Source organism: Acinetobacter terrae, assembly GCF_013004375.1.
GTDB lineage: Bacteria > Pseudomonadota > Gammaproteobacteria > Pseudomonadales > Moraxellaceae > Acinetobacter > Acinetobacter terrae.
The window spans coordinates 219,832-244,129 of the sequence record NZ_JABERI010000001.1 but is presented as its reverse complement, the minus strand read 5'-3'; the positions used below and the strand labels follow the sequence as shown (position 1 = coordinate 244,129).

General features: G+C 41.6%; 20 protein-coding genes, 4 tRNA genes and 1 pseudogene. 10 read left to right on the top strand and 15 right to left on the bottom strand.

Annotated elements, in window-relative coordinates:
- Positions 1–20: 20 nt before the first annotated feature.
- Positions 21–665 carry an MBL fold metallo-hydrolase gene (locus tag HLH14_RS01145; protein WP_171532477.1) on the top strand — a complete coding sequence of 215 codons (645 nt, stop codon included), beginning with the start codon at positions 21–23 and terminating at the stop codon, positions 663–665.
- Between the two features lie 442 nt (positions 666–1,107).
- Here HLH14_RS01145 and HLH14_RS01140 read toward each other — a convergent pair whose 3' ends face one another.
- A complete protein-coding gene (locus tag HLH14_RS01140) occupies positions 1,108–1,293 on the bottom strand; it encodes a DNA gyrase inhibitor YacG (protein ID WP_171532476.1) in 186 nt (61 codons plus the stop codon).
- A gap of 85 nt (positions 1,294–1,378) precedes the next feature.
- Here HLH14_RS01140 and HLH14_RS01135 point away from each other — a divergent pair, with 85 nt between their 5' ends.
- The 3 genes and pseudogenes from HLH14_RS01135 to HLH14_RS01125 all read left to right on the top strand — a co-directional run.
- Positions 1,379–2,053, top strand: a complete 675-nt coding sequence (locus HLH14_RS01135; protein WP_171532513.1) for a class I SAM-dependent methyltransferase — start codon at positions 1,379–1,381, stop codon at positions 2,051–2,053.
- Positions 2,054–2,060: 7 nt separating this feature from the next.
- Positions 2,061–3,263, top strand: a complete 1,203-nt coding sequence (locus HLH14_RS01130; protein ID WP_171532475.1) for a TIGR03862 family flavoprotein — start codon at positions 2,061–2,063, stop codon at positions 3,261–3,263.
- A gap of 65 nt (positions 3,264–3,328) precedes the next feature.
- Positions 3,329–3,498, top strand: a pseudogene (locus HLH14_RS01125) (GFA family protein); the annotation flags it as partial.
- Here HLH14_RS01125 and HLH14_RS01120 read toward each other — a convergent pair.
- Together HLH14_RS01120 and HLH14_RS01115 are read right to left on the bottom strand one after the other, a co-directional pair.
- Positions 3,494–4,093, bottom strand: coding sequence for a hypothetical protein (locus tag HLH14_RS01120; protein WP_171532474.1), 600 nt, complete (start codon positions 4,091–4,093; stop codon positions 3,494–3,496). The pseudogene HLH14_RS01125 and the gene HLH14_RS01120 overlap by 5 nt on opposite strands.
- A 15-nt stretch (positions 4,094–4,108) precedes the next feature.
- Entirely contained in the window at positions 4,109–4,885 is a 777-nt protein-coding gene (locus HLH14_RS01115; protein ID WP_171532473.1) for a class I SAM-dependent methyltransferase, read from the bottom strand.
- A gap of 123 nt (positions 4,886–5,008) precedes the next feature.
- Between HLH14_RS01115 and HLH14_RS01110 the strand changes: the two genes are divergently transcribed.
- A complete protein-coding gene (locus HLH14_RS01110) occupies positions 5,009–6,280 on the top strand; it encodes a hypothetical protein (protein ID WP_171532512.1) in 1,272 nt (423 codons plus the stop codon).
- Between the two features lie 472 nt (positions 6,281–6,752).
- Positions 6,753–7,706 carry a 2-hydroxyacid dehydrogenase gene (locus HLH14_RS01105; protein ID WP_171532511.1) on the top strand — a complete coding sequence of 318 codons (954 nt, stop codon included), beginning with the start codon at positions 6,753–6,755 and terminating at the stop codon, positions 7,704–7,706.
- A gap of 62 nt (positions 7,707–7,768) precedes the next feature.
- Here the strand turns inward: HLH14_RS01105 and HLH14_RS01100 are convergent, their stop codons facing one another.
- Positions 7,769–8,272, bottom strand: coding sequence for a hypothetical protein (locus HLH14_RS01100; RefSeq protein ID WP_067722218.1), 504 nt, complete (start codon positions 8,270–8,272; stop codon positions 7,769–7,771).
- Between the two features lie 229 nt (positions 8,273–8,501).
- A complete protein-coding gene (locus tag HLH14_RS01095; RefSeq protein ID WP_067722215.1) occupies positions 8,502–8,891 on the bottom strand; it encodes a hypothetical protein in 390 nt (129 codons plus the stop codon).
- A 407-nt stretch (positions 8,892–9,298) separates the two neighbouring features.
- On the opposite strand from HLH14_RS01095, the gene HLH14_RS01090 reads away from it, so the two are divergent.
- Positions 9,299–10,121 (top strand): IS5 family transposase gene (locus HLH14_RS01090; protein WP_171532472.1). Its coding sequence is split into 2 segments (ribosomal slippage): positions 9,299–9,679 and positions 9,681–10,121, totalling 822 coding nucleotides; the frame shifts between segments, so codons are not numbered across the junction.
- On the opposite strand, the gene HLH14_RS01085 is transcribed toward HLH14_RS01090, so the two are convergent.
- The 3 genes from HLH14_RS01085 to glyQ form a co-directional block, all read right to left on the bottom strand.
- A complete protein-coding gene (locus tag HLH14_RS01085; RefSeq protein ID WP_171532471.1) occupies positions 10,078–10,923 on the bottom strand; it encodes an OST-HTH/LOTUS domain-containing protein in 846 nt (281 codons plus the stop codon). The two genes, HLH14_RS01090 and HLH14_RS01085, sit on opposite strands and share 44 nt — an antisense overlap.
- A gap of 70 nt (positions 10,924–10,993) precedes the next feature.
- Complete coding sequence (gene glyS / locus HLH14_RS01080; protein ID WP_171532470.1) at positions 10,994–13,063, bottom strand: glycine--tRNA ligase subunit beta; 2,070 nt, start codon at positions 13,061–13,063, stop codon at positions 10,994–10,996.
- The gene (gene glyQ / locus HLH14_RS01075; RefSeq protein WP_086193011.1) at positions 13,063–14,052 is read right to left on the bottom strand and encodes a glycine--tRNA ligase subunit alpha; all 990 of its coding nucleotides are present in this window, start codon (positions 14,050–14,052) and stop codon (positions 13,063–13,065) included. The genes glyS and glyQ overlap by 1 nt, the downstream gene beginning before the upstream one ends.
- Before the next feature lie 314 nt (positions 14,053–14,366).
- Between glyQ and HLH14_RS01070 the strand changes: the two genes are divergently transcribed.
- Together HLH14_RS01070 and HLH14_RS01065 are read left to right on the top strand one after the other, a co-directional pair.
- Positions 14,367–15,173: a transglutaminase-like domain-containing protein gene (locus HLH14_RS01070; RefSeq protein WP_171532469.1), complete on the top strand. Its 807-nt coding sequence runs from the start codon at positions 14,367–14,369 to the stop codon at positions 15,171–15,173.
- 272 nt (positions 15,174–15,445) lie between these two features.
- Positions 15,446–16,552 (top strand): HPP family protein, encoded by a 1,107-nt coding sequence (locus tag HLH14_RS01065; RefSeq protein ID WP_171532468.1) that lies wholly within the window; start codon positions 15,446–15,448, stop codon positions 16,550–16,552.
- Positions 16,553–16,629: 77 nt separating this feature from the next.
- Here HLH14_RS01065 and HLH14_RS01060 read toward each other — a convergent pair whose 3' ends face one another.
- Positions 16,630–16,896 carry a PspC domain-containing protein gene (locus tag HLH14_RS01060; RefSeq protein ID WP_086193008.1) on the bottom strand — a complete coding sequence of 89 codons (267 nt, stop codon included), beginning with the start codon at positions 16,894–16,896 and terminating at the stop codon, positions 16,630–16,632.
- Positions 16,897–17,210: 314 nt separating this feature from the next.
- On the opposite strand from HLH14_RS01060, the gene HLH14_RS01055 reads away from it, so the two are divergent.
- Entirely contained in the window at positions 17,211–17,843 is a 633-nt protein-coding gene (locus HLH14_RS01055; protein ID WP_171532467.1) for a hypothetical protein, read from the top strand.
- A gap of 82 nt (positions 17,844–17,925) precedes the next feature.
- Here HLH14_RS01055 and HLH14_RS01050 read toward each other — a convergent pair.
- The 6 genes from HLH14_RS01050 to HLH14_RS01025 form a co-directional block, all read right to left on the bottom strand.
- Positions 17,926–18,001 (bottom strand) — tRNA-Lys (locus tag HLH14_RS01050).
- Positions 18,002–18,168: 167 nt separating this feature from the next.
- Positions 18,169–18,244: transfer RNA gene (locus HLH14_RS01045), tRNA-Lys, on the bottom strand.
- A 64-nt stretch (positions 18,245–18,308) separates the two neighbouring features.
- Positions 18,309–18,384, bottom strand: a tRNA-Lys gene (locus HLH14_RS01040).
- Between the two features lie 17 nt (positions 18,385–18,401).
- Positions 18,402–18,477, bottom strand: a tRNA-Lys gene (locus HLH14_RS01035).
- Positions 18,478–18,669: 192 nt separating this feature from the next.
- Entirely contained in the window at positions 18,670–20,511 is a 1,842-nt protein-coding gene (locus HLH14_RS01030; RefSeq protein ID WP_086193006.1) for a long-chain-acyl-CoA synthetase, read from the bottom strand.
- Positions 20,512–20,684: 173 nt separating this feature from the next.
- A complete protein-coding gene (locus HLH14_RS01025) occupies positions 20,685–24,182 on the bottom strand; it encodes an Rne/Rng family ribonuclease (RefSeq protein ID WP_171532466.1) in 3,498 nt (1,165 codons plus the stop codon).
- Positions 24,183–24,298: the final 116 nt, after the last annotated feature.

The window sequence follows — 24,298 nt, the reverse complement described above, 5'->3', positions numbered from 1 at the left end:
TTCACCGAGGTTTCGCCATTATGTTGCAAGTCAAAATTGTTCCTGTCACGGCATTTCAGCAAAATTGTTCAATTGTTTGGGATTCAGAAAGTAAAGAAGCAGTTTTGATTGATGCGGGTGGTGAGCCTGAAAAATTAGCAGCTGAAGTTGAAGCTCTAGGTTTGAGCGTGAAAGCTTTATGGTTGACTCATGGTCATTTGGATCATGCCGGTGCAGTGGGCGCATTAACCAAAGTGTGGAATGTTCCTGTCATTGGTCCACATAAAGAAGATGCGTTTTGGCTGGACATGATTCAGGAAGTATCAGCACGTTATGGTTTCCCAGTTCCAGAAAAGGTAGACGTGACCCAATGGCTTGAAGGCGGAGAAGTGTTAAAGCTGGGGGATGAAGAATTTGAAGTACGTTTCGCACCCGGTCATACTCCAGGTCACGTGATGTTCTATAACAAAAATTATGCTCTGTTATGGACAGGTGATGTGCTGTTTAAAGGGTCTATCGGGCGTACTGATTTTCCACGCGGCAATCATCAGCAACTGTTAGATTCGATTCAGCGTGAATGTTTTAGCTTGCCAGATGAAACTCAATTTATTTCAGGTCATGGTCCAATCAGTACCATTGGTTTTGAAAAACAGCATAATCCTTTTGTTGCAGGTAAAGCGGGTTAATACTTGCTTTTCAGAGATTGATGAATGAATTTCATCAATCTCGGCGAAAAGGACCACTATGCAGCTGCTTTAATTCCAAGGTAATGATAATCGCTGCAAAAACAAATAAGATGCCAATTGAAATAATAATGACATCATGGGTATAAATTCCAAATCCCAAACTAACAATACTCAGTAAGACAAATAGAAAAAATAGAATCTTTAGAAACACTACTCCCATTTTTTATTTCCTCTTTTTTATAGTTGTTGTGATAATTTTTATAGCTTAATTGTAGGGTGGAAATGAGCAGTAGTTATTGTTTTTATCGGCAAGTTGAGTATTTCTTCTGTATAAAATATTAGATTATTTTTTAATAAAAGGATGTGCTCTAATCCACTTTGATTAAAGTAGATTAGAGTCATTTATCCATTAAATCAGTAACTTTTTATGCGTAATTGATCATTAAAACTCATCTTCTTCACGACCGCCATCCGCTTGCGGTGCATCTTGAGTAGGTAGTTTATATTCATCATTTGCCCAAGCTCCCAGATCAATCATTTTACAGCGTTCTGAACAAAAAGGACGGAACTCGTTATCTTCCCAAGTCGAAGGTTTGCCACAACGCGGGCAAGGAAAAGTGCGAGGCATCTGATTACTCCGGATAAAAATGATGATTCGATTAGTCAAACTCAGTCGCTCTTGCTAGACTTGAGCGGATTTTTGTTAGTTTGATCTGATTATGCCAATTCGTCAATTTCAAGCACAGCGTATGCATGCGCCTCGTGATTTTCAAATGATTAGCCCAGAGCCAATTTGTGTGGAAATTGGTGCGGGTAAAGGTAAGCATGCCTTGCTTTTTTCGAGTCAGCATCCCGAAAATAAACTGATTGCAATTGAACGCACCCGTGAAAAATATCTGGCGATGCAAAAACAGCATGCTTTAGAAGGGCAAGCCAATTTACAAGCGATTCATGCCGATGCCATGCCATGGATCGTGCATGCTTTATTGCCAGCGCAAGTACAGCAATTTTTTATTTTATACCCCAATCCTGAACCGCATAATCCGGCACAGCGCTGGTTGAATATGCCATTTTTTGAATTTTTACTGTCACGTTTACAGGTCGGTGGAACTGTAACTCTGGCGAGTAATATTCCTGAATATATAGAAAAAGCGCAGCAACAGCTGATTGAGACCTGGAAATTACCGTTTGTTAAAGAAGTGATTCCACGTACATCAGCACGTACCCATTTTGAAATTAAATATTTGCAACGCGGCGAGTTGTGTCAACAATTGATCATCACCAAGCCAGAAGGCTACACCACCCGTTTTGATGATTTTATGCCGCTACAAGGTCAAAATGCGGTGATCGAAACTGCATTAGAAACTGATCCAAAAGATGCTGAATAAGTCTACTATGAAAAAACGTGTTGCAATTATTGGGGCAGGTCCTGCGGGACTGATGGCTGCGGAAGTTTTAATCCAGTACGACTATGACGTGCATGTTTATGAACAGAAACCATCGGCTGCACGTAAGTTTTTGATGGCTGGAAAAACAGGTTTAAATATTTCCCATGCCGAGCCTGTAGCACAATTTATAGAGCGCTATGATCAAGCAGAATGGCTTGTCCCTTGGATAAAACAGTGGGATGCGAACTGGATTCAACAATGGATGAAAGGTTTAGGGATAGAATCCTATATCGGTTCATCCGGTCGGGTCTTTCCCGTTGAAATGAAAGCTGCGCCACTCCTTCGTGCCTGGTTAAAACGCTTGGTTGAACATGGTGTGATTTTTCATTATCGTCATCAATGTCTGAACTTAAGAAGTTCCGAATTAAAGTTTAAAAACCTGGTAACAGAACAGGTTGAAACTCAGCAGTTTGATGCCATTGTGATGGCCTGTGGTGCAGTGTCATGGTCAAGACTTGGCAGTGACGGGGCATGGCAGAAATGGTTATCCCAGGATGAAATTGAAGCCTTTCAAGCCAGTAATGCAGGCGTGGAACATGCTTGGTCCAAGTTTATGCAACCGGTATTTGGTCAGCCTTTAAAACGGGTTGAAGCTTGGGTGGGTGATCAAGCCAAAACCATGGGTGATATTGTGATTAGCCATTATGGTTTAGAGAGTGGTTTGATCTATAAACAGGGTCGTGCGTTGCGTCAGCAAGTTAAAAATGGTCAAGCCATGCAACTCTATTTGGATTTAATTCCAGATCAGACGGTTGAGCAACTCGCGCAAAAATTACAACCGAGCAAAAAGCAGTCTTTAAGTAATGTCTGGCGTAAAGCCGGTTTAGATCATGCCAAAGCCAATCTGGTGCGTGAATTGGTGGCTAAAGATCTATGGAATGATCCACTGGCTTTGGCACAGCAGATTAAACATTTGCTCATTCCCTTAGAGGGCTTCCGTCCAATTGAAGAAGCCATTAGCTGTGCCGGTGGCATCAAACGAGAAGTTTTGTCTGAACAACTCCAGTTGAAATCCAATCCGCATGTGTTTTGTTGTGGGGAGATGCTGGATTGGGATGCACCTACCGGCGGTTATTTATTAACTGCATGTTTTGCCACAGGTCGTGCTGTAGGTGAGGGTGTGCATGATTATCTTGCTGCACAAAAATGATTGCACAGATTTTGGACTGTGATTTGACGCATGCTAGGGTGAATACTCAACCATTATAAAAATGCATACATGTATCAGAAGCCACACCCTCTACAGGAAGTGGTTTGTGTGGCGGTTTATGCTATGAAATTCAGCGTGAGATAGACGAATCGTGCAATGCCATTGTCAAAGATGTGGTAAAGCCAATGGCAGTGCTTTTGCTACTAACGCCCCAATTCAAAATGCTGATTTTAGGGCTCAGATTTAGTTGCTTCAGTTTTTAATGTGTTAGTTTTGCTCATTTCTGGATATTGTGACTGCCAATGTTCAAGCTGGTCTTGGGCATGTAAAAAATTAGCTAAACCTTTAACCCGATCACCTGAATTTTTCATTTCCTCTGTTTTGTTATCTTTATTTTCATCATACAGTTTGGCTTGAGTTTGCCAGTATTCTGCAATTAAGCCTTGAATATAACGTCCTTGCTGGGTTTTTAAGTCCAGTTCTTTCAGCATATTGAGTGCCGAACGAATATTGTCACGTTTGCGATTATGCGCAAATTCATCGGTTAAGGAGCCTTCCTCGTGCATTTTGGTCAGCTCATCTTCCATGTCATCACTCATTTGGGTGAAGCGCGTGTCGAAGTCGGTGAGTAAGGCAATATCATGTTGATCATCTGGCGTTTTCTCAAACGCTTTGACCGGTTCGGTAATCAACTCCTGCATGACTTTATCTTCAGGTTGGATTTTATCATTTTGAGTGGCTGTATTTTTGCTGTTATCACAGCCAGTCAGGAATACGCTTGAACATAATAAAACAGGCAGACCAAGTTGTTTCAGTTGAAGTTTTTTCATGATGATTCCTTATTTCTAATCAATTTTTATAAAATCATAGGCATGGGTTATATAAGGGAAGGCGATTTCATCTTGTGGATATTTACCAGTGTAACTGAAGACAATCTGTTCAAATAGGGCTTTTAATTGCTGTTGTTCTTGCTCAGGCAGTGCTGCAATAAAACTGGTAGAAAGCAGACGTTTAGACACCACATTTTCTACTGTACCCACATGCTGCTGCTGAAAAGTCTGAACATTTTCTAACTGAAATAACGATTGCTGCTCAAACACATCTTTCCACTTTTCACTATGATAACGAGGTGTGTTACCCTCCAAAGGTTCAATCAGATCTGCCAGTGCCTTGACCCAGTCGACTTGGATATCCCGTTGATTCCAGATCAGTGCCAAATGTCCTGAGGGTTTCAAGACTTGATGAATTTGCTGTAAAGTCTCAAGATTGGCAAACCAGTGGAAGGATTGCGCGCAGATTACGGCATCCATGCTATTTGCAGTGACAGGCAAGTGTTCGCTAGAGGCTTGCAGGGTTTGAATCTCTGGATAGGCGTGTTGCAGCTGTGCCAGCATTTCCTGAATCGGTTCAATCGCGGTGATGTGTGAAGTAATTTGTTGTAAGTAGGGTAAGAATTTGCCAGTGCCAGAACCCAGATCGATGACATGTGACTTTTCACCAAGTTGGAGCTGATCTTGCAGCCAGTTCACGATGTCTTGTGGATAATCGGGACGAACCTGTTGATAGAGTTCCGCAGCAGAACTAAAGCCTTTTTGAGCGGCAGGATGGAGTGATTGTGTCATATTTTGCGCTTTTTAATATTCTTGGCATCTATAAAATAACATAGTCGCTTTTCGTAAATAGGCAAGGTGTCTATTTGTTCTATTGACCGTAAAAAACAAGGGCCGATTTGCTTCGGTGTGGAAATGGATAAACACATTATTTTTGAAGACGAACAAATTCGTGCAATATTTCTAAAAGGTTCATCGGATGAGCTGATTTTCTCTTTTGGCGATTTAATTACCCGTGCCAAGGGACTGTCGATTAATGCCGAAAAATCACTGGATAAACATGATTTTAATGTGATTGGTATTATGCCGAAGCAGAAATCGTGGTTTCCTGAAAGCTCAATGCAACAGATGTTTGCCGAGATTCAAGAGCTGATTGCGCCGTTTAAAACACGGATTGGCTATGGCGGTTCAATGGGTGGTTATGCCGCAATCAAGTATTCCAATTTGCTCGATTTAAAACGTGTGGTTGCACTGGTGCCGCAGTATTCAATTAATCCTGAAGATGTGGAAGATCCGCGCTATAACATGTTTTTCCATGAGGAACTAAATGCCAATATGCAAGTGCGGCCTCAAGATGTTTCGGCCGAGCGTGAATACATTGTGGTTTATGATCCTTACTGTCCGGAAGATCGCGCGCACTATCTGAAACTTGAACAGGTTTTGCCTCAAATTCGGACTTTGAAGTTACCCTTTACCGGCCATGATGCGATTGCTGTGTTGGCCAGTTCAGAATTACTGTATGACTTTTTATTGCATGAATTTGATGAAAGCTATTTCTATAAAAAAATCCGCCAGGTCAAAAAGAACAGTAAGTTCTATTATCGTAAAGTCATTGAAAATTTATTGCCGCGACACCGCAATGCCTTGGGTTCAATTTTAATTAACAATGATTTGCAGCTGGATAACCAGTTTTTTGATGCGAAGTTGAAACAGAATTTACTGCGAGAATTACTGAGCAACAAGCAGGTCAGTCAGCAAGATTTACTGAAACTCGGTATTCAGGTGAATTTGCCACAGGAAAATCGCAGTCATTTATTGGACTGTTTCGGTCATGGTCTGGTGTTCAATGTGATTAGCCAAAAAATTGAAAGCTATGCAGCCGGTGCAATTGCGTTAAATCATAAATTTCTGATCCCGATTTTTGCCAAGGGCAGTGGTCTGGTGCAGATTAATTTAAATGACGAACGCTATCTTGTGGCAATGAATGATCGACAGGTCATGAAGTTGTTTAAGGAGCAAGAGCCTTTAACGGCGGGCATGCATCCCATTGTGATCAAGAAATATAGTGATTTTTATTTGCTCAGTTATAAGCAATTAAACTTAAGCAATAATGAATTTGGCAGTCATGATTTTATTGAAGATACGCCTGAAACCGCCCAATTCGTCACTCAACCAGAACTGCCTTAAGCATTATTGAATACTCTGTTATTGTTTAAAACCAACTCGACTTTGGTCTCATTTTTGACCACTTGCTTTATATTTTAATCGGTCTAAGATAGAAAATATAAGGCAAGTTAAATTTGCTAAATATTGAAGAATAAACAAATAAACAATACAGGGTGCTTAAGGATGAAACGTGATTTTATACCGGCTGTGCTTTTAACCATCATCTCTATATCGATACCTTCCTATGCTTTTGCCCAGAGTACAGATCCCACATATATGATTATGGGTGGGGGATTGCTTGTGGTTTTTGCCCTGGCTGTCTATGTATTTTGTGAAATTCGGAAGTCAATTCAAGTCCATATTAATAAACCCACTAAATAGTGGGTTTTTTCATATCTCATACCGAAATTTAGTTGAAAAAGCACGCAAATTTGGCTTTTAATATCTGGGGAAGTAATTTCAGTACCTATCTAAACCAGCCAAGGAATGCATGATGAAAGCCGTATTTTTAGATTATGAATCACTGGATAAAAATGATCTGGATTTTGGTGCACTCGAAGCGGCTTTTGATGAATTAGCCCTATTTCCAAGCACTGACCCAGCACAGGTTTTAGAACGTGTACAACATGCAGATGTCATCATCAGTAATAAAGTGGTGATTGATGCCGCAACGATTCAGCAATGTCCGAATTTGAAACTGATTTTAATTTCTGCAACAGGGACAAACAATATTGACCTGATTCAAGCGCGTGCGCAGGGCATTGTGGTGTGTAATTGTCAGGGTTATGGCACTTCTGCGGTAGCTCAACATACACTCGCTTTAATGTTGGCTTTAGCCACTTCATTGCTCAAATATGACCGCGCCGTAAAGCAGGGCGAATGGAATAAAGCCTCACAATTTTGTTTACTAGATTTCCCTATTATTGAACTGGAAGGCAAGATTTTAGGGATTCTAGGTTATGGTGAATTGGGACAGGCTGTTGCGAAGCTGGCTGAAGCATTTGGCATGAAAGTACTGGTTGGATCTTTGCCTAATCGTCCATCGGATGCCAGTCGGATTCCTTTTGCGGATTTACTGCCCCAAGTTGATTTCCTCAGTCTGCATTGTCCATTAACTGAAGATACCCGTGATTTGATAGATGCCCAAGCCTTCAATGCGATGAAACCGACGGCATTTTTAATTAACTGTGCCCGTGGTGGTATAGTTAATGAACAAGCGCTTGCGGATGCTTTACGCCAAGGCAAAATTGCAGGGGCTGCAACCGATGTTCTCACGGTTGAACCACCAAAGAATGGCAATGTGTTATTGGCGGATGATATTCCAAACCTGATTATTACCCCACATAGTGCGTGGGGCAGTGTCGATGCACGACAACGTATTGTGCAGCAGATGCTAGACAATGTTGAAGCATTTAAAGCCGGACAGCCGATTCGACAAGTGAATTAACCGACTCTCACTTTAGTCTTCTCCCAATTTAGCCCTCTGCCAAAAGGGAGAGAGCATATTGATTATAAGTTTGTGGTTCTATTATTTTGTACCGGCTGTGTTTGCGTAGACGGTACTTGTTGAACGGGTGCAGACTCGACTCCTGTCGATGACTGACTCAAAGGGTGCGAAACAATAGGTGCAGGCTGGTCATTTGGACTGCCAATAAGTCCATCTTTGGTTTCATTCAGTTTTTTATTCACTTTTACTGCAGCATTTTGAGTTTTTTCTATCGCAATCACTGATTTTTCACTGGCAAAATCTTTAGTTCCTTCCCAAGCATTTTCAACTTTAGGTTTTACTTTCGCGATCCCTTTTTGCGCTGCATGATCAACTTTTTCAGCCGTGTTTTGCACCGTGGCTTGAGCCTTGTGGGTAATCACTTTAAAAATATTCGGGTTGTCACCATAAGGTGCAGCCTGACTCTGTGTTTGAGTCACCGTTTCGGTTGCTGTTGTGGTTTGAGCAAAAAGTGGAGTTGAAGCTAAAATTGCGCCCGTAATTAATGCAGTTTTCATCTTTTTCATTGTACGTTTTATTCCTGTTTTTGCCTGTAGTTTCGGTTCTACATCATTATTTTTATTGTAATGGTAAATTTTTTAAGTAAGTGTAAATGTGGCGAAATTAATACAGCGTTACAACATCTGTATACATTTGCTGTGTATTTTAGAAAGATGAGAAACAAAAAAATCCCCCATCTTTTACAGGTGAAAGATGGGGGATTGATTAAATGAATCGGGTAATGTATTCGGTCACTTAGTTACATTGAGCTAAAGCGTCTTTATGAAAGTTGTGGCGTAAGGCAAGGAAATTGTGTTGTACGTCTGGAGCATGCAGGTCGAAATTTGTTGCCGTGCTTGAGCCGTCTTGAGCGAATGTTGTAGAACCACCTGAAATAAGGGTTAAACCCTTAAATGACCAATGTTCTATTGATTTTCCTGCTTCTAGGTTGCCGGTAAATTCAATCACGCATTTATCAATAACTTTAGTCAATTTGGCTTTGTTATTGACCGTGTCTGGATAGACCTTCAGGTTTTGAACTTCTTGTAATACACCGGTTTCAAGTTGCGGGATTTTTGGTGCAGAAGTACAAGCAGTAAGAGATAAGCACGCGAAGCCAGAGAGAATAAGTGTTTTAAATTTCATATGATTCTTTCTTGTTGAGTGTTGTTAGGGTGAGTATAGGGAATTGGGGAGAAATTGACTAGAGATACGATTTTACAAAAACAATTTACTTAAGTTTAAAATCAGAAAAAATAAATAATGCATATGAAAAAGATTTACTGGAAAAAATAATGCCATATTTGTAAGCTGAGTAATTGAGTTTTTAAGTGATTTAAAGCTTCATTTAAACCGGCACATTTTGCTAAAGCACAATGGTCATGGTTTGATGGATTGCTTTGCAGAAATTAGGGTTCAGCTATAAATGGAGTTTTAGAGATAAATGAAAAGGATTAAAGATTATGCTTCTTTGATAAATGTTATGTCTTTATCATTTAAACAAAATAAAATAGACCTCTTGCGAAAGTAAAAACCACCTCAATATAAATTTCATGAGATATCAGAAATTAAATCGTTTTTCAGATTCTGAATTCAAACGCTTGGTTGGCGTACCTCGACATGTTTTTACTGAAATGGTAGAGGTTTTAGAAAAAGCAGAATCACTCAAAAAGAAATCAGGTCGTCCTCATACTTTAGATATAGAGGATCAGTTGTTATTAACTCTCAATTACTTACGGAACTACAGCACTCAACTGGAATTAGCAGCAAATTACCATATCGCTGAAAGTAATGTGAATCGAACCATTAAAAAGGTTGAAGATGCATTGATGAAATCAAGACGTTTTACTCTGCCAAAACGAAGCATTACCACAGCAGACGAACACTTTAACTGGGTCATTATTGATGCGACAGAATGTTCAATAGAACGTCCGAAAAAAAAATCAGAGTAAGTTCTACAGTGGTAAAAAGAAGAAACATACGCTAAAAGCACAAGTGATCTATCATCCGAACAGCAAACAAATCATAGGGCTAGATATATCGAATGGCAGTCAGCATGATATTAAATTGGCAAGAAAAACGGTTAAGAAATTCAAACATTGTGAATATGTTATGACCGATTTAGGGTACTACGGATTAGAGCAAGATGGCTTTAAATTATTGATGCCAATAAAGAAAAAGAAGAATTTACCCTTATTTGATGTTGAGAAAAAGTACAATAAAATGATTGGGAAAATACGAGTTGTGATCGAACACATTAATAGTCAATTGAAAAGATTTAGAATATTAAGTGAACGCTATCGAAATAGACGGAAAAGATTCGGTTTACGCATTAACTTAATTGCTGCACTCGTAAACCGGATAAACTTGCAATAATGACTTTCGCAAGAGATCTAATTTTTTCACCATTTTGAGTGGGTAATATTTTTAGTTGATATAACCCACTATTTAAAATTAGATCGGAAAGATTTTTAAAGCCATATTTTTGTTTGATTTTCGAATGGCAGTCAGGAAATTGTTTTGCAATTTGTTGAAGGGCTGTAGTGAGTGAAAGCCAGCCTGCATTTTTTTTATTGTTTTCAATGAGGTTGCAAATGAGTCGGTAAATTTCATCTGCTGGAAATATAAACGCTGTTCGTCCAACAGGTGATTCAAGAAAGCATTTATATTCATCCATTGCTTCAGCAAAAACAGTGCAATAACTATTAAATTGCTCAATAAAACGGATTTGCTCTTGATAATGATGCTGTAAATTATTTAAAGCCCGTGTACAGCTCATTTCATCATTTAAACTATATTCTGAATAAAAATGATGAATTAGAAAATTTCGTCTTTCTACAAATTGATGAAAATCTTGTTGTAAGCGTTCCCAGCTTTGCTGCTGTAGTGTCAGACTTGTAGAAAAATGAACATGATCAGGGATTTCAGGGTGTAAGTCCTGATATGTTTCAGTATTCTTGCGAAAGAAATCCTGTAAGGCGTGATTCTTGAGTCCGCCTAAGGTTTGATTCCTAAAAGCAGAAATAGAAGTGATTTCATTTTGTTTTCTGACAGGGAATGACTTATTTGACACATCTAATAGGGTTTTTAAACGTGTTTCGATATCTTGATAATTTAAAACTAAACGACCAATAAGTTCAAAAACCTGCTGTTGTAGAAGACTTAAATTTTCATGCATATCAATTTCAAAAAAAGAAAACCCCACTCATTTATAGCGGGGTCTTCTTTAATTTACAAGCAATTAAGGCTTAATGCTGAAGCACTGAAATATCAGCGACTTTCGTAAACAAATCACGAAGCTGTGCAAGCATACGTAAACGGTTTGCTTTCAAGTCAGTATCGTCAGCCATGACCATTACACCGTCAAAGAACGCATCGACAGGCACACGAAGTGCAGCAAGTGCAGACAACGCAGCAGTGTAATCTTTCGCAGCAAATAACGGCTCAACCACAGGCGTGATTTTCGCAAGTTCAGCGAACAATGCTTTCTCAGCATCTTCAACCAAGTTCGCTTCAACCACAGCACCTTCAGGCGCTGTTTCTTTTGCAAGAATATTCGCAACACGTTTGTTTGCAGCAGCAAGTGCAGCAGCTTCAGGCAATGCGCGGAAGTGATTGACCGCATTTACACGCTTGTCAAAATCAAGTGGTGATTTTGGAGACAACGCTTGAACGGCTTGAATCACATCAACTGCAACGCCTTGGTCTTCGTATTTCGCACGGTAACGACCTTCAAGGAATGCAACTGCATCTGCCAAAGTCTTGTCGTGATCTTTCAATACATCGCCATAAGCCGCTAAAGCAAGTTTGATCAAATCTTCGATTGAAACATCAAGCTCTTTTTCAGTCACAAGGCGTAAGATACCAATCGCAGAACGACGCAGTGCAAACGGGTCTTTAGAACCTGTAGGCGCTTGACCGATACCAAAAATACCCGTCAATGTATCTAAACGATCCGCAAGGGCAATGGTTGTACCAGTTTTGGTTTTCGGTAAAACGTCACCTGCAAATTTAGGTAAGTATTGCTCACCTAGAGATTCAGCAACTTCAGCATTTTCACCTTCAAGACGTGCGTAGTAAGTACCCGCGATCCCTTGAAGTTCTGGGAATTCACCCACAAGCTCAGAAGTTAAGTCACATTTCGCAAGAAGTGCAGCTTTTTCAGCATCTTCAGCTTTTGCACCAGTGATTGGCGCAAGCGCTACAGCCAGTTTGGCGATACGTTCAGACTTGTTCCAAAGCGTACCCAATTCTGCCTGGAACACCATGTTTGCTAATTTTTCTTTACGCGATGCAAGCGGTTGCTTTTGATCTTGTAAGAAGAAGAATTCAGCATCAGACAAACGCGGACGAACAACCTTCTCGTTACCTTCAATAATTTGTGTCGGGTCTTTTGACTCGATGTTAGACACAGTAATGAAGTACGGTTGAAGTTTGTTGTCTGCATTTACCAAACAGAAATACTTTTGGTTGTCTTGCATGGTGGTGATGAGTGCTTCTTGAGGAACAGCAAGGAAGCGTTCTTCGAAGCTTGCACGAAGTGCAACAGGCCATTCAACCAATGCAGTCACTTCGTCACGAAGGTCACTTGGTACGATCGCAATGGCATTCACTTCATCTGCAAGTGCTTTCACTTGACCATCAATGATTGCTTGACGCTCTTCAAATGACGCCACAACGTGCGCTGCTTTGAGTTTTGCTAAGTATTCATCTGCATGGGTTAAAGTAATTGCTTCAGGCGCGTGGAAACGGTGACCATAAGTCACGTTACCCGCTTTGTGATCTTGAATGGTTGCATCAACCACATCGTTGTCTTTGAGCAATACAACCCATTTTACCGGACGTACGAATTCAGTACGGCTTGCAGCAGAACGCATACGTTTTGCGATAGGAAGGTTGTCTAGCGCAGCTTGTAAAATTTGCGGTAAAAGTACATCAAGGCTTTGACCTTTCACGTCTTTTAAGTAGCACACCTTTTCAACTTTACCTGCTTGGAAAGTTGATACTTGATCAACCGTGATGCCTTGACCACGCATAAAACCTTCAAGGGCTTTAGTCGGGTTACCTTCAGCATCAAAGGCTGCTTGTTTAGCAGGGCCATCAAAACGTTTTTGAGTATCTGCTTGTGCGCCTTCAACATTGACAATTTTCAATGCTAAACGGCGAGGTGCTGCATACGCTTCGATGGCATCGAAAGCCAAGCCTGCATCTTTTAAGCCTTTAACGGTTTCAGCTTGCAGTGCATCACGTAATTTTTTTAAGCTTTTTGGCGGAAGTTCTTCACAACCCAATTCGAACAATACGGTATGTTTAGACATTATTTCTTCTCCGCTGCTTTTTCTGCTTGAGCCGCTTCTGCTTCAACTTGTGCTTTTAACTGCGCAAGAACTTCATCACGTAATTCAGGTTCAGCCATCGGGAAGCCAAGCTTCGCACGTGCTGCCACATAACTTTGTGCAATTGAACGTGCCAAAGTACGTACACGTAAAATATAACGCTGACGTTCAGTCACCGAAATCGCGCCACGTGCGTCTAACAAGTTAAAGCTATGCGATGCTTTAATCACTTGTTCGTATGCAGGTAGTGGAAGTTCAGCTTCGATTAAACGCGTTGCTTCAGCTTCGTAGAAGTCGAACAATTCAAACATTTTTTCAACGTTGGCGTATTCGAAGTTATAAGTCGATTGTTCTACTTCATTTTGATGGAATACATCGCCATAAGTCACCGTACCGAACTGACCTTTGGTCCAAACCAAATCGTAAACTGAATCTACACCTTGCAAGTACATCGCAAGACGTTCAAGACCGTAAGTGATTTCGCCAGTTACCGGGTAACATTCAACACCACCGACTTGCTGGAAGTAAGTGAACTGAGTCACTTCCATACCGTTCAGCCAAACTTCCCAACCTAAGCCCCAAGCGCCTAATGTTGGAGATTCCCAGTTGTCTTCAACGAAACGAATGTCGTGTACAAGCGGGTCAATACCGATCGCTTTAAGCGAATCAAGGTAAAGCTGTTGGATGTTGTCTGGGTTTGGCTTCAACACCACCTGGAATTGGTAGTAATGTTGCAAACGGTTCGGGTTTTCGCCATAACGACCATCTTTCGGACGACGTGAAGGCTGAACGTATGCAGCGTTCCAGGTTTCAGGCCCTAAAGCACGAAGGAAGGTTGCAGTGTGGAATGTGCCTGCGCCCATTTCCATATCGTAAGGCTGTAAAATTACACAACCTTGTTCAGCCCAGTAAGTTTGTAAGGCAAGAATTAAGCCTTGGAAGGTATCAATATGCGATATGGCGCGACTCATGGTCATCCACTTAAAATTAGAGAAAAATTGTGTTCAATTATAAGGATTTTCCAGAGGAGTGGCAAAGGGTTAATGCGCCGACACTTTTTTGAAAAAAATCAAAACGCCCTTGAAAGATAACAGTTATCTATTTGCATCCTGTCATGTCATGTTTGATGACCGATTTACGCTGAGCTAAAAACCAAGAATAAATCAGATGTATAGCATTATTTAAATGAAATTGTGATAAAGATAAACAGCTCTCATCCGCTTATTTGCATGAAATTGGTTTAATCTGCACACAGTAAAATAATGCTTAAAAAATAAGGAAGTTCATGACAACTTGTAAAATTCAGTGTCACTTAAAATACAAGATTGTCCACGCCACAGAATTCGTTTTTCTGATTCAAGCTGCACATCATCCTGATCAAACCATTATTGAAGAACAACTCAGCTTTAATCCACCAATCGCATGGCGCGAATTTCACGATCCGAGCCAGCAAAACCGTTATATCAGGTTGCATGTCGACGCTTGTGATAATTTTGAAGTGAACTACAGTGCGATAGTTGAACGTCATCCTGTAAAGAATGCAGATCTTCAGCAAAACCTCAATGAAGTGGCAATTCCAGATTTACCCGATGAGGTGTTACCTTATTTGCTGGCCAGTCGTTATTGTAATTCAGATTTATTCGTAGAAATGGCAAACCGATCCTTTGGATGGATGGATCAAGGCTATAGTCGCATCAAAGCCATTGAGCAGTGGATTTACAACAACATTTTCTATGTTTCAGGCAGTTCTGACCAATTTACAACGGCGACAGATGTACTCATCCATCGGGCTGGAGTCTGTCGTGACTTTGCTCATTTAGGCATTGCCTTGTGTCGTGCATTAGGCATTCCTGCACGCATGGTGGTCGGTTATGTGGAAATTGAAGAATTTTTACCGGATTTTCACGCGATTTTTGAAGCCTATTTAGAAGGTGGTTGGGTATTATTTGATCCGACCCGATTGGCACCTGTAGAAAATTTAATTCGAATTGGCACTGGAATAGATGCCGGAGATGTGGCATTTTCGACCTTCTATGGCGAGATTGAGCTGATAAAAATTGAGCCGATTATTACGCAGAAGTCAGATGACTAGCCGCTATTTAAATGGACTAAAATTGCTGCTCAGTACACTGATTTTAAAGAAGTGTAGTACGCTGACTGTATATCGTAATCTTGTTTAAATCGCCGTGAATAATGGGTGATAAATTTTGCAAAATCCTCAGGGTCGTTACAAACAAGATGGACGTTTTTTATTTTAAAAATCTATCAATAAATGGATTATGGAAAGATATAAAATAAATACACCTTCATGCAGCATCATTCTATAATTCATATCTTCAACTTAAAAACCACAAAAGGTGTGCTGTGTTTCATCCACAACTTGAATGGCTCAATACCTTAAAACCCAATTTTAAAGTCCTTCCGCTAAAAGACCGCCTGCTGTGTGGTATAGGCGCATTGATGGGACTTGCACTTTCATCGCTGATCAGCTGGTGGGTGTTGGGCGATATCAACGCATGGTATATCGCGCCCATGGGTGCCTCGTCGGTACTATTGTTTGCCGTACCTGCCAGTCCATTGGCTCAACCGTGGAATATGGTGGTCGGAAATAGTATTGCAGGCATTATTGGCGTGACTTGCGCGATGTATATTCCTAACTTGACGGAAGCCTTTAGTGTTGCGGTGGGCCTCTCGATTGTCTTAATGATGACGACAGATTCCTTGCATCCACCCAGTGGTGCAGTGGCCATTACTGCCGTTTTGGGTGGGGAAGCGGTACACCAGCTTGGATACAACTTTATCTTTTATCCAGTTTTATTGAATTCACTTTTATTAATGATGATTGCGATTGTGTTTAATCGCATGCTAGGCAAACAATATCCGCAAGTCGCACAAATCAACCAGCGTTCTAAAGACCCAACACCCACTCAAAAAGTCACGATTCAACCTCAAGATATTCAAGACACTTTGGATCAACAAACCGAGCTGTTAGATATCAGTGAATATGACTTACAAAAAATTATTTTAGCGGCGCAAGAAAAAGCCAATGCGAGGGGAGTGAGCCAGTTCAAGTGTCAGGACATCATGACTAAAGATGTCATTAGCTTAAATGAAAATGATGATATCCATTCGGCTTTGGATAAATTCAAACAGATGAATTTAATGAGCTTGCCTGTGATAGATGCTCAGCAGCAATTGGTGGGAACACTGGCTTTATATGAAGTAGTAGAATGGTTTAAGCGTGCGACCGACTTAAGAACTACATGGCAGCGTCAGGTTAAGGATATTATGGTGCGTCAAGTCGTCACTGTGAAACCCCAGCAACCGATTCAGGATTTGGTGCCGTATTTTGTGGAACGTTCATTTAATTATATTGCTGTAGTAGAAAACCAAAGAATGGTCGGGATTATCAGCCGTGCCGATATGATTGCAGCATTAAATCAACAGTTGAATCTTGCGGCTAACATCTAAAAATAGGCAAAAAAAAGCTACGACTCATTGGGGTAAGAGCCGTAGCATAAAACGGTAAAAGCTCAAAAGTTAAAATATTAACGGTATGGATTAGAGTCCTGATTTACCGTACGAACCGGATTCTGATAGCCTGATCCAGAATCTATTTGAAACTGTTTTTTAGGCATAATGAGCCATAAAACCAAATAGACTAAAATCCCTGGAAATGCTGCGCTCATAACAGAAACAAGTACAAATATAATGCGGAGTAAATTTGCATTCCAACCAAATCGTTCAGCAATACCACCCATTACACCTGCAATCATATTCTGTCGGTTAGAGCGATATAGACCAACATTGGCCATCTAGATCTCCTTAAAATTAGAAAATGTATGAAGTTAAAACAACTCACTCATAATTTAGAAATGGTGATGCAAAAAACTTTTTAAAGTGATGCAGCATAAAAAATAGTTAAGTTATGTAACTGGCTATGCCTGATCTCTGTACTGCGACATCAAATATATTTATTTTAAAAAGGTTAATTTATATCAATGAAAATCAAAAAAATATGTGAACTGTATTATAGTTCAATAGCATGAATATCCAGACAACTTATCCAATAAATAATTGAATGTACCAATACGCAGCTGAAGAAAATCTAGAATTGAGGGGTAAATCAGTGTTTCTAAAAGCAGATTACCGTAGATGTATCCTTGTGACTGTCTTATTGGGTCTTGGGGGCTGTAATCAGCCACTAGAAGATTCTGTTGCCAAACAAATGGAATCTGAAAATCAGCTGGCCAATTCCGCTACTGCTAATACTCAAGGCAAAAAACTGACTGAGGTCGCCGGAAAGGCCGCCATGCCCGCGGATACTACAAGCGTTACCCAGAAAAAAATTCCAGAAAATGCTGAATCCTATGTGGGGCGTTATCGGAGTGCGATTAGCTGTGCTGATCCTTTGATGAAATGCAAAGAGGGGACTGGAGATTTTATTCTCAATTTATTAGCAGATGGTACCGCACACAGCAGTATTATCCATTTAGGCAAAATTACATTTGATTCGGACTCTTATTATCATAAAGATTCTTGGTCTTATGATGAAGAGCATCATCAAGTGATTTTGCATCGATCAAATGGAGTAGAGTTTTTCTATAATGTCGATCAAGATCAGAGCTTGCAAATGGATTTAGATAAAATTGCCCATGCTTCAGAACAAAATAAACAATATTTTGCTGAAGGTCATCCATTTCCCCAACAAGCATATCGTTTAGTCAAAGCAAGTACGAAAGTGAAAACCAGTGAATCCTAAAATTTAAGCAAAAAAAATACTCCCAAAATGGAGTATTTTTTTGAATAAAATTAAAATTTATTGGAATAATGAGGATTAAATTTGGTGGGTTGTGAGGGGCTCGAACCCTCGACCAATAGATTAAGAGTCTACTGCTCTACCAACTGAGCTAACAACCCTGAACGCATTTAAAAACAATATTTTAAACGAATTGCAAGATGAAGCAAAATTTCGAGAATGGCGAATCTACCGAAGCGGTATGGTTTGTCTTGGTCGGAATATTTGCAGGTTTCGTTTCTATTTGAGTACGGGTATTTTAGTACAGAAAGAAGCCTTAAGAAAGATATGGTGGGCCGTCCGCGACTCGAACGCGGGACCAATGGATTAAAAGTCCACTGCTCTACCAACTGAGCTAACGGCCCATATTTTCAGAGAAAATATCTGAGAAGTAAAAAAGCTTCTCTGTAGAGAAGCTCTTTAGAATCTTGGTGGGCCGTCCGCGACTCGAACGCGGGACCAATGGATTAAAAGTCCACTGCTCTACCAACTGAGCTAACGGCCCAAGATAATCAAAATAAGTGGTGGGCCGTCCGCGACTCGAACGCGGGACCAATGGATTAAAAGTCCACTGCTCTACCAACTGAGCTAACGGCCCGAAACCAACATTCAAGCATTGCCTGGATGCACAGTGTAAGAAAATATAAGGTTTTCTAAACACCACTTCGTTTTGATGGGCGTATTGTAGCAAGTTATTAAACGAGCGCAAGTAAAAATTAGCAAACTTGTTGATGTTTGATTATAAATGCAACAAATTTGCTTTATCTAGTCAAAAAACATACGTTTTGAATTAGAAACGGTATTGATAAGCTTGGATATTGTGGAATATTTCTGCCGTTAAATCACAATATTCCGTGGTATTCGGCAATAAAACCAACAAGCGTTCATCGGTTTTATTGGGATCAAAAGCCTGTTCTTTTAACTTGTTCTTTTGGTATTTAAAAGTACCGGTGGTTTCCACCTGTACTTGAACACGTAAGAACACAGGAACAGCATAAGCAGGCAGGCATTTTTTAAACTCGGTTGCCATTTGCTTTAAATCTTGCGCTGTTAATTCTGCACCATCATTCAGCGTAATTGCCGCCATGCCTGCACGACCGTTGGTATTGGGAATTTCTACGCCATAAACCACAGCTTCAGCAATTTTTTCATATTCGCTGAGGACATTTTCAACTTCAGTGGTAGATACATTTTCACCTTTCCAGCGGAAAGTGTCACCTAAACGGTCCACAAATTGAGCATGACGGAAGCCAATATCACGTACCAGATCGCCTGTGTTAAAGAATGCATCGCCATGCTTGAATACATCTTTCATGATGACGGATTTATTCTTTTCAGGGTCGGTATAGCCATCAAAGGGTGAGCGGCGGGTAATTTTACCAATCAATAAACCGACTTCACCTTTTTTGACCTTCTTGAACCAGCCTTTGGCATCTTTCACCGGCGCATTGCTTTCTTTATCAAACTCGACAATCGCATAAGGTGTAGGGGAGAAGCCTACCGTGTTGTCAAAGTTAAACACGTTACTGAAACCGACATTACCTTCGCTTGAAGCATAAAGTTCAAGAATTTCTTCAATACCAAAACGTTGCTTGAATTTGTCCCAGATATTTGGGCGCATGCCATTACCGATCATTTTTTTCACACGATGACAGTGTTCGAGTTCAGATACAGGCGCATCCATGAGGTAACGGCACAATTCACCGACATAACCAATCGCAGAGGCATCAAATTTTTGTACATCTTTCCAGAAAGCAGAGGTGGAATATTTGCGTCGTAATGCCAGTGTGGCACTGCCAGCAATCACGCCACACCAACACACCACGATCCCCGTCGCATGATAGAGCGGCAAGGTCACGTACATGACGTCGTCTTTATTCAGGTTTAATATATGCCCATAGGTGCCATAGGCCAAAGTCCAGCGGCTATGCGTGAAAATGACCGCTTTGGGTAAACCGGTCGTACCCGAAGTGTAGATGTAAAATAAGCCGTCTTTACCTTGAACACTATGCGTGGTTGGTGTGTTGAATTTGGGGAATTGATCAATTTTATCCGCGAGATTCACCCAGTTTTTCGGTGCTGTACCTGCATCAATTTGAGTGGCTTGATCTGCAAACCAGTGAAAACGGTCTGCTGCAAGCGCTAAGTCTGGACGGACTTCTTCCACAGCGTGACGGCATTCTTCACCGACAATGACTGCAATGGGTTTTACCAGATTAATGCTATGCGTCAGTGCCTTACCGGTTTGCGATGTATTGACCAGAGCTGAGGTCACGCCAATTTTCGCTAAAGCAACGACTGTCGCTACAAGTTCCGGACGGTTTTCCACCATCACGGCAATGACATCGCCTTTACAGGCGCCAAGGGACAGATAAAAATGCCCGATTTGGTTGGCCCATTCATTCAATTCTTGATAACTGAATTTTTGATCTTCAAATAATAACGCGATGCCGTGAGGATTGCGTTTGACTGCTTTTTCAAAGGCAATGCCTAATCCTGCAGGGGTGTTAGGTGTGCGTAAATAGGCTTGCTTCAGACCACTCAATAGATGAGGGACTTTGCTCATAAATTTGGGTAATTTTGCTGCGACATCAGCAATACCAATAAGATCGCTCTGTGTGCTGTGGTTCATAAGAATCCTATTTATTTTTCATAATCCAATATGTCTATTTGTTTGCGGTCATCTGTACAGGTGTCTTTTTAATCGTTTAATCCTAGTGCAATCAACCTAATTTGACAAAAGTATCAAAAAAAACCTAGTCACCGAAATGACTAGGTTTTTTTTATTCACTGCATTAGAGCTAATTATGACTCATTTGCAGGAGTTACTTTCTTCGGTGGACGACCGCGAGGACGACGGGGGCGGACAGGTTTGTCAGCGTCATCATCAGCATCGGGGTTATCTACATCAGCTTTTGGCTCAGCCAGTGCTTGTAGGTCTTGAGCAACCTCTGCCGGCAATTCAGCTTTTACCGGTTTTGGCTTTACTGCCTTTTCAACAGGGGCTGCTTGAACAGCTTCCTCGATCGGCTCTGCAACCACTTCTGGAGCGACTACAACTTCTGGAGCTTCCGTCACTGGTGCTTCTTCGGCTATAACTTCAGGAGTTTTCGTCACCGGTGCTTCTTCGATCACAGCTTCTGGTTCTGTCACCGGAGCAACTTCAGAAGTCGTTGTTTCAGCAACTTCCTTTGCAGCTTTAGGTTCGCTATGTGCTTGCTTGGCTTGCTCTAAAGCTTGTTCCGCAGCAAGTTTTGCCAAACGACGACGTTCACGAGGATCGTTGGCAACACGGTTGTCCGAAACAGCACGAGGTGGTGTCAAGTCCAACACAGGCGCCGGTTCAGCCTCAGGTGCAGCTTTGGTTACTACAGCAACATCACGTGTAACCGGCTGTGCTGGTGCTTCCGCTTCAGTTGCCTGAGACACCATAGTCGCCGCATATTGCTCAGTGAATTTCACCAAGGCACGGTTGAAGGTTGGGATTAAACCAAATTGTTCAATCAGCACTGAACAATCTTCACCATAAACATGGCGAATTAAGCTGCCAACCGTATATTGACCCAAAGTTGGAACCTGAGATGGGTTCAATTTTGGAGCTTGAGCCTGTTTTGCATAAGCTTCACGTTTTTGACGACGATGCATACGCGGATCGTTGCTTGCACGTTTGTCAGCAGGACGCGGTTGCTGTGGCTCGCGAGTTTCAGTGGTTGCAGCAGGTTTTTCTGCCTTCGCGACTACCGGTTTCTCAACTACAGCTGCTTTGATTTCTGCAACAGCGACAGGTGCAGTTTGAGCGATTGGTGCTTCAACAATAGCTGCTGTTGCATTTAACGCGACAATTTCACTTTTCGCCTGATCGACATTCACCACCAATGCAGTTGGAATAACATCCTGACGAGGCGTATCAATCACTTCGACTTTAGGTTGTTGTTCATTAACTACAGGAGCAGCAATGGCTTGCTGTGGAGCAGCTTGTTCGTTCAATACGCTTTGATCGCGGTGACGATTTGGGCGGTTTGGACGTTGCGGGCTATTGCGGTCACGACGTGGAACAGCATTTTGCTCTGGTTGAGTTTCAGATGCTTGTTGTTCAACGTGTTGACGTCGAGTCGGGCGCTTGTTGTCACGTTGGTCTTGGCGCTGTTCATGGCGCTGATCTTGACGTGGTTCCGGGCGCTGTTCTTGACGTACTTCTTGGCGCTGCTCATGACGAGGAACTTGAACAATTTCTTCATGCACTTGATTTTGTTGATTGTCGTGCTGAACTTGTTCGCGTTGCTCTTTCGGCTTGTTACGCTTTTTATTGTGACGTTGCGCTTTTTCTTCTCTGTCAGAATACTTGTCCGCAACTTCACGCTGTTCCTGTTTTGGTGTTACAGGTGCATTTGGCGTTAAGTAAACATTGTTGTTTGCAGTTGCAACCGGTGCGCTTGGAGCAGGAGCAGATGTCGCAACTTGACCGAATTGGCCACGGCTCACAGCACCCTCATTGACCATTTGTTCAATGGCAGCAGCAGCATTGTTTGCAGTACGTGCCTGATCAACTGTTTTTGCTTGCTTTTGCACAAACAGGTTTTCTAACCATGCACATGGGCTTGCTGAAGCTTGAGCAGCAGGTGCAACTTGAGCTGGCTGTTGTTGCTGTACTTCTTGAGCTGCTTGTTGTGGACGGCGTTGTGGCTTGTTGTTTTGGTTTTGAGCTTGTTGCTGAGCAGGTGCTTGTGCAGCAGCTTGAGCTTGTTGCTCACCTTCCAAATGCCATTCAGAAGATTCATAACCCAACTCTTTTTCACTTGAACGTGTTGCTTCGGTACGTTCATAGCTGGTTGGCGCAAAACCTTCAGCGTTATAAGTGATTTCGTAATGCGGTGTTTCCAAGTGCGGATGTGGCAACACGGTTACACGTACATTTGAAGTTTGTTCTAAATACACCAGCGTATGACGCTTTTCATTCAACAAGAATGCTGCAATTTCAACTGGAACTTCAACCTGAACTTCACCATGACGTTCACGCAGAGCAATTTCTTCCACTTTACGCATGATCGACAGCGAAAGAGAGCGTAAGTCACGCACCATGCCAGTACCATGGCAGCGCGGGCAAACATAACCGGTCGCTTCTTCAAGCGATGGACGTAAGCGTTGACGGCTCATTTCCATTAAGCCAAAACGAGACAATTGACCGAACTGGATACGGGCACGATCGCTTTGAGTTGCTTCACGAAGTTTTGCTTCAACCATGCGCTGGTTGCGGTCTTTGGTCATGTCGATGAAATCGATCACCACCAAACCACCGATATCACGTAAACGCAGTTGACGCGCAATTTCTTCAGCCGCTTCCAGGTTGGTATTTAAAGCGGTGTCTTCAACGTCGCTACCACGTGTTGATTTCGCCGAGTTAATGTCAATTGACACTAAAGCTTCAGTTTGGTCGATCACGATTGAACCGCCAGAAGGAAGTTTTACTTCACGTTCATAGGCAGTTTGAATTTGGCTTTCAATCGCAAAATGAGCAAATAAAGGCTCATTTAAAGTATAGGTTTTAAGTTTTTCTAACTGGCGCGGCATCACGGCTTTAACGAAGTTATAGGCTTCGGTATAGGCTTGTTCAGAGTCAATTAAAATTTCTGCAACATCGTCACGTAAATAGTCACGAATCGCACGAGTAACTACGCCAGCTTCCTGATGTACCAACATTGGTGACGGACCAGAACTTGCTGTGGTTTGGATTTGTGCCCAAAGGTCCATCAGGTGTTGCAAGTCAAGTTGCAATTCTTCTTGTGAACGACCAATACCCGCAGTACGAACAATCACGCTCATGCCACGAGGAATATTCAGTGACGACAACATTTCTTTCAATTCTTCACGAACTGAACCTGAAATTTGACGACTGATACCACCACCTTTAGGGTTGTTTGGCATAAGCACCAAATAACGACCGGCAAGCGAGATAAAGGTAGAAAGGGCAGCCCCTTTATTGCCACGTTCTTCTTTTTCCACTTGAACAAGAAGTTCTGTGCCTTCAGTGATCAATTCGCGGATATTTGAAGTTTGGCGAGGGTCTGCCTTGTAGTATGAATTTGCGATTTCACGCATAGACAGGAAGCCTTGACGACCTGCACCATACTCAACAAAAACAGCTTCTAAAGAAGGTTCAACGCGAGTCACGTGACCTTTATAGATATTGGATTTCTTTTGTTCACGGGTACGATTTTCTAAATCAAAATCGTAAAGACGCTGACCAGTGACAAGTGCAACGCGAATCTCTTCGGCATGTGTTGCATTAATCAACATACGTTTCATGGGTGTAACACCTAATAGTGATACACAACAAAACATCGCTATTCACGTAGCGAACATCATACATTACGGATCAATACCCAGATCTCAAATAAACTCTTGTGGTCTGAGCTTTTTTA

Excerpts from the sequence above, each read along its gene's own strand:
- HLH14_RS01145 (WP_171532477.1), top strand. The coding sequence starts at position 21 with ATGTTGCAAGTCAAAATTGTTCCTGTCACGGCATTTCAGCAAAATTGT.
- HLH14_RS01140 (WP_171532476.1), bottom strand. The coding sequence starts at position 1,293 with ATGCCTCGCACTTTTCCTTGCCCGCGTTGTGGCAAACCTTCGACTTGG.
- HLH14_RS01130 (WP_171532475.1), top strand. The coding sequence starts at position 2,061 with ATGAAAAAACGTGTTGCAATTATTGGGGCAGGTCCTGCGGGACTGATG.
- HLH14_RS01120 (WP_171532474.1), bottom strand. The coding sequence starts at position 4,093 with ATGAAAAAACTTCAACTGAAACAACTTGGTCTGCCTGTTTTATTATGT.
- HLH14_RS01115 (WP_171532473.1), bottom strand. The coding sequence starts at position 4,885 with ATGACACAATCACTCCATCCTGCCGCTCAAAAAGGCTTTAGTTCTGCT.
- HLH14_RS01110 (WP_171532512.1), top strand. The coding sequence starts at position 5,009 with ATGGATAAACACATTATTTTTGAAGACGAACAAATTCGTGCAATATTT.
- HLH14_RS01105 (WP_171532511.1), top strand. The coding sequence starts at position 6,753 with ATGAAAGCCGTATTTTTAGATTATGAATCACTGGATAAAAATGATCTG.
- HLH14_RS01100 (WP_067722218.1), bottom strand. The coding sequence starts at position 8,272 with ATGAAAAAGATGAAAACTGCATTAATTACGGGCGCAATTTTAGCTTCA.
- HLH14_RS01095 (WP_067722215.1), bottom strand. The coding sequence starts at position 8,891 with ATGAAATTTAAAACACTTATTCTCTCTGGCTTCGCGTGCTTATCTCTT.
- HLH14_RS01085 (WP_171532471.1), bottom strand. The coding sequence starts at position 10,923 with ATGCATGAAAATTTAAGTCTTCTACAACAGCAGGTTTTTGAACTTATT.
- glyS (WP_171532470.1), bottom strand. The coding sequence starts at position 13,063 with ATGTCTAAACATACCGTATTGTTCGAATTGGGTTGTGAAGAACTTCCG.
- glyQ (WP_086193011.1), bottom strand. The coding sequence starts at position 14,052 with ATGAGTCGCGCCATATCGCATATTGATACCTTCCAAGGCTTAATTCTT.
- HLH14_RS01070 (WP_171532469.1), top strand. The coding sequence starts at position 14,367 with ATGACAACTTGTAAAATTCAGTGTCACTTAAAATACAAGATTGTCCAC.
- HLH14_RS01060 (WP_086193008.1), bottom strand. The coding sequence starts at position 16,896 with ATGGCCAATGTTGGTCTATATCGCTCTAACCGACAGAATATGATTGCA.
- HLH14_RS01030 (WP_086193006.1), bottom strand. The coding sequence starts at position 20,511 with ATGAACCACAGCACACAGAGCGATCTTATTGGTATTGCTGATGTCGCA.
- HLH14_RS01025 (WP_171532466.1), bottom strand. The coding sequence starts at position 24,182 with ATGAAACGTATGTTGATTAATGCAACACATGCCGAAGAGATTCGCGTT.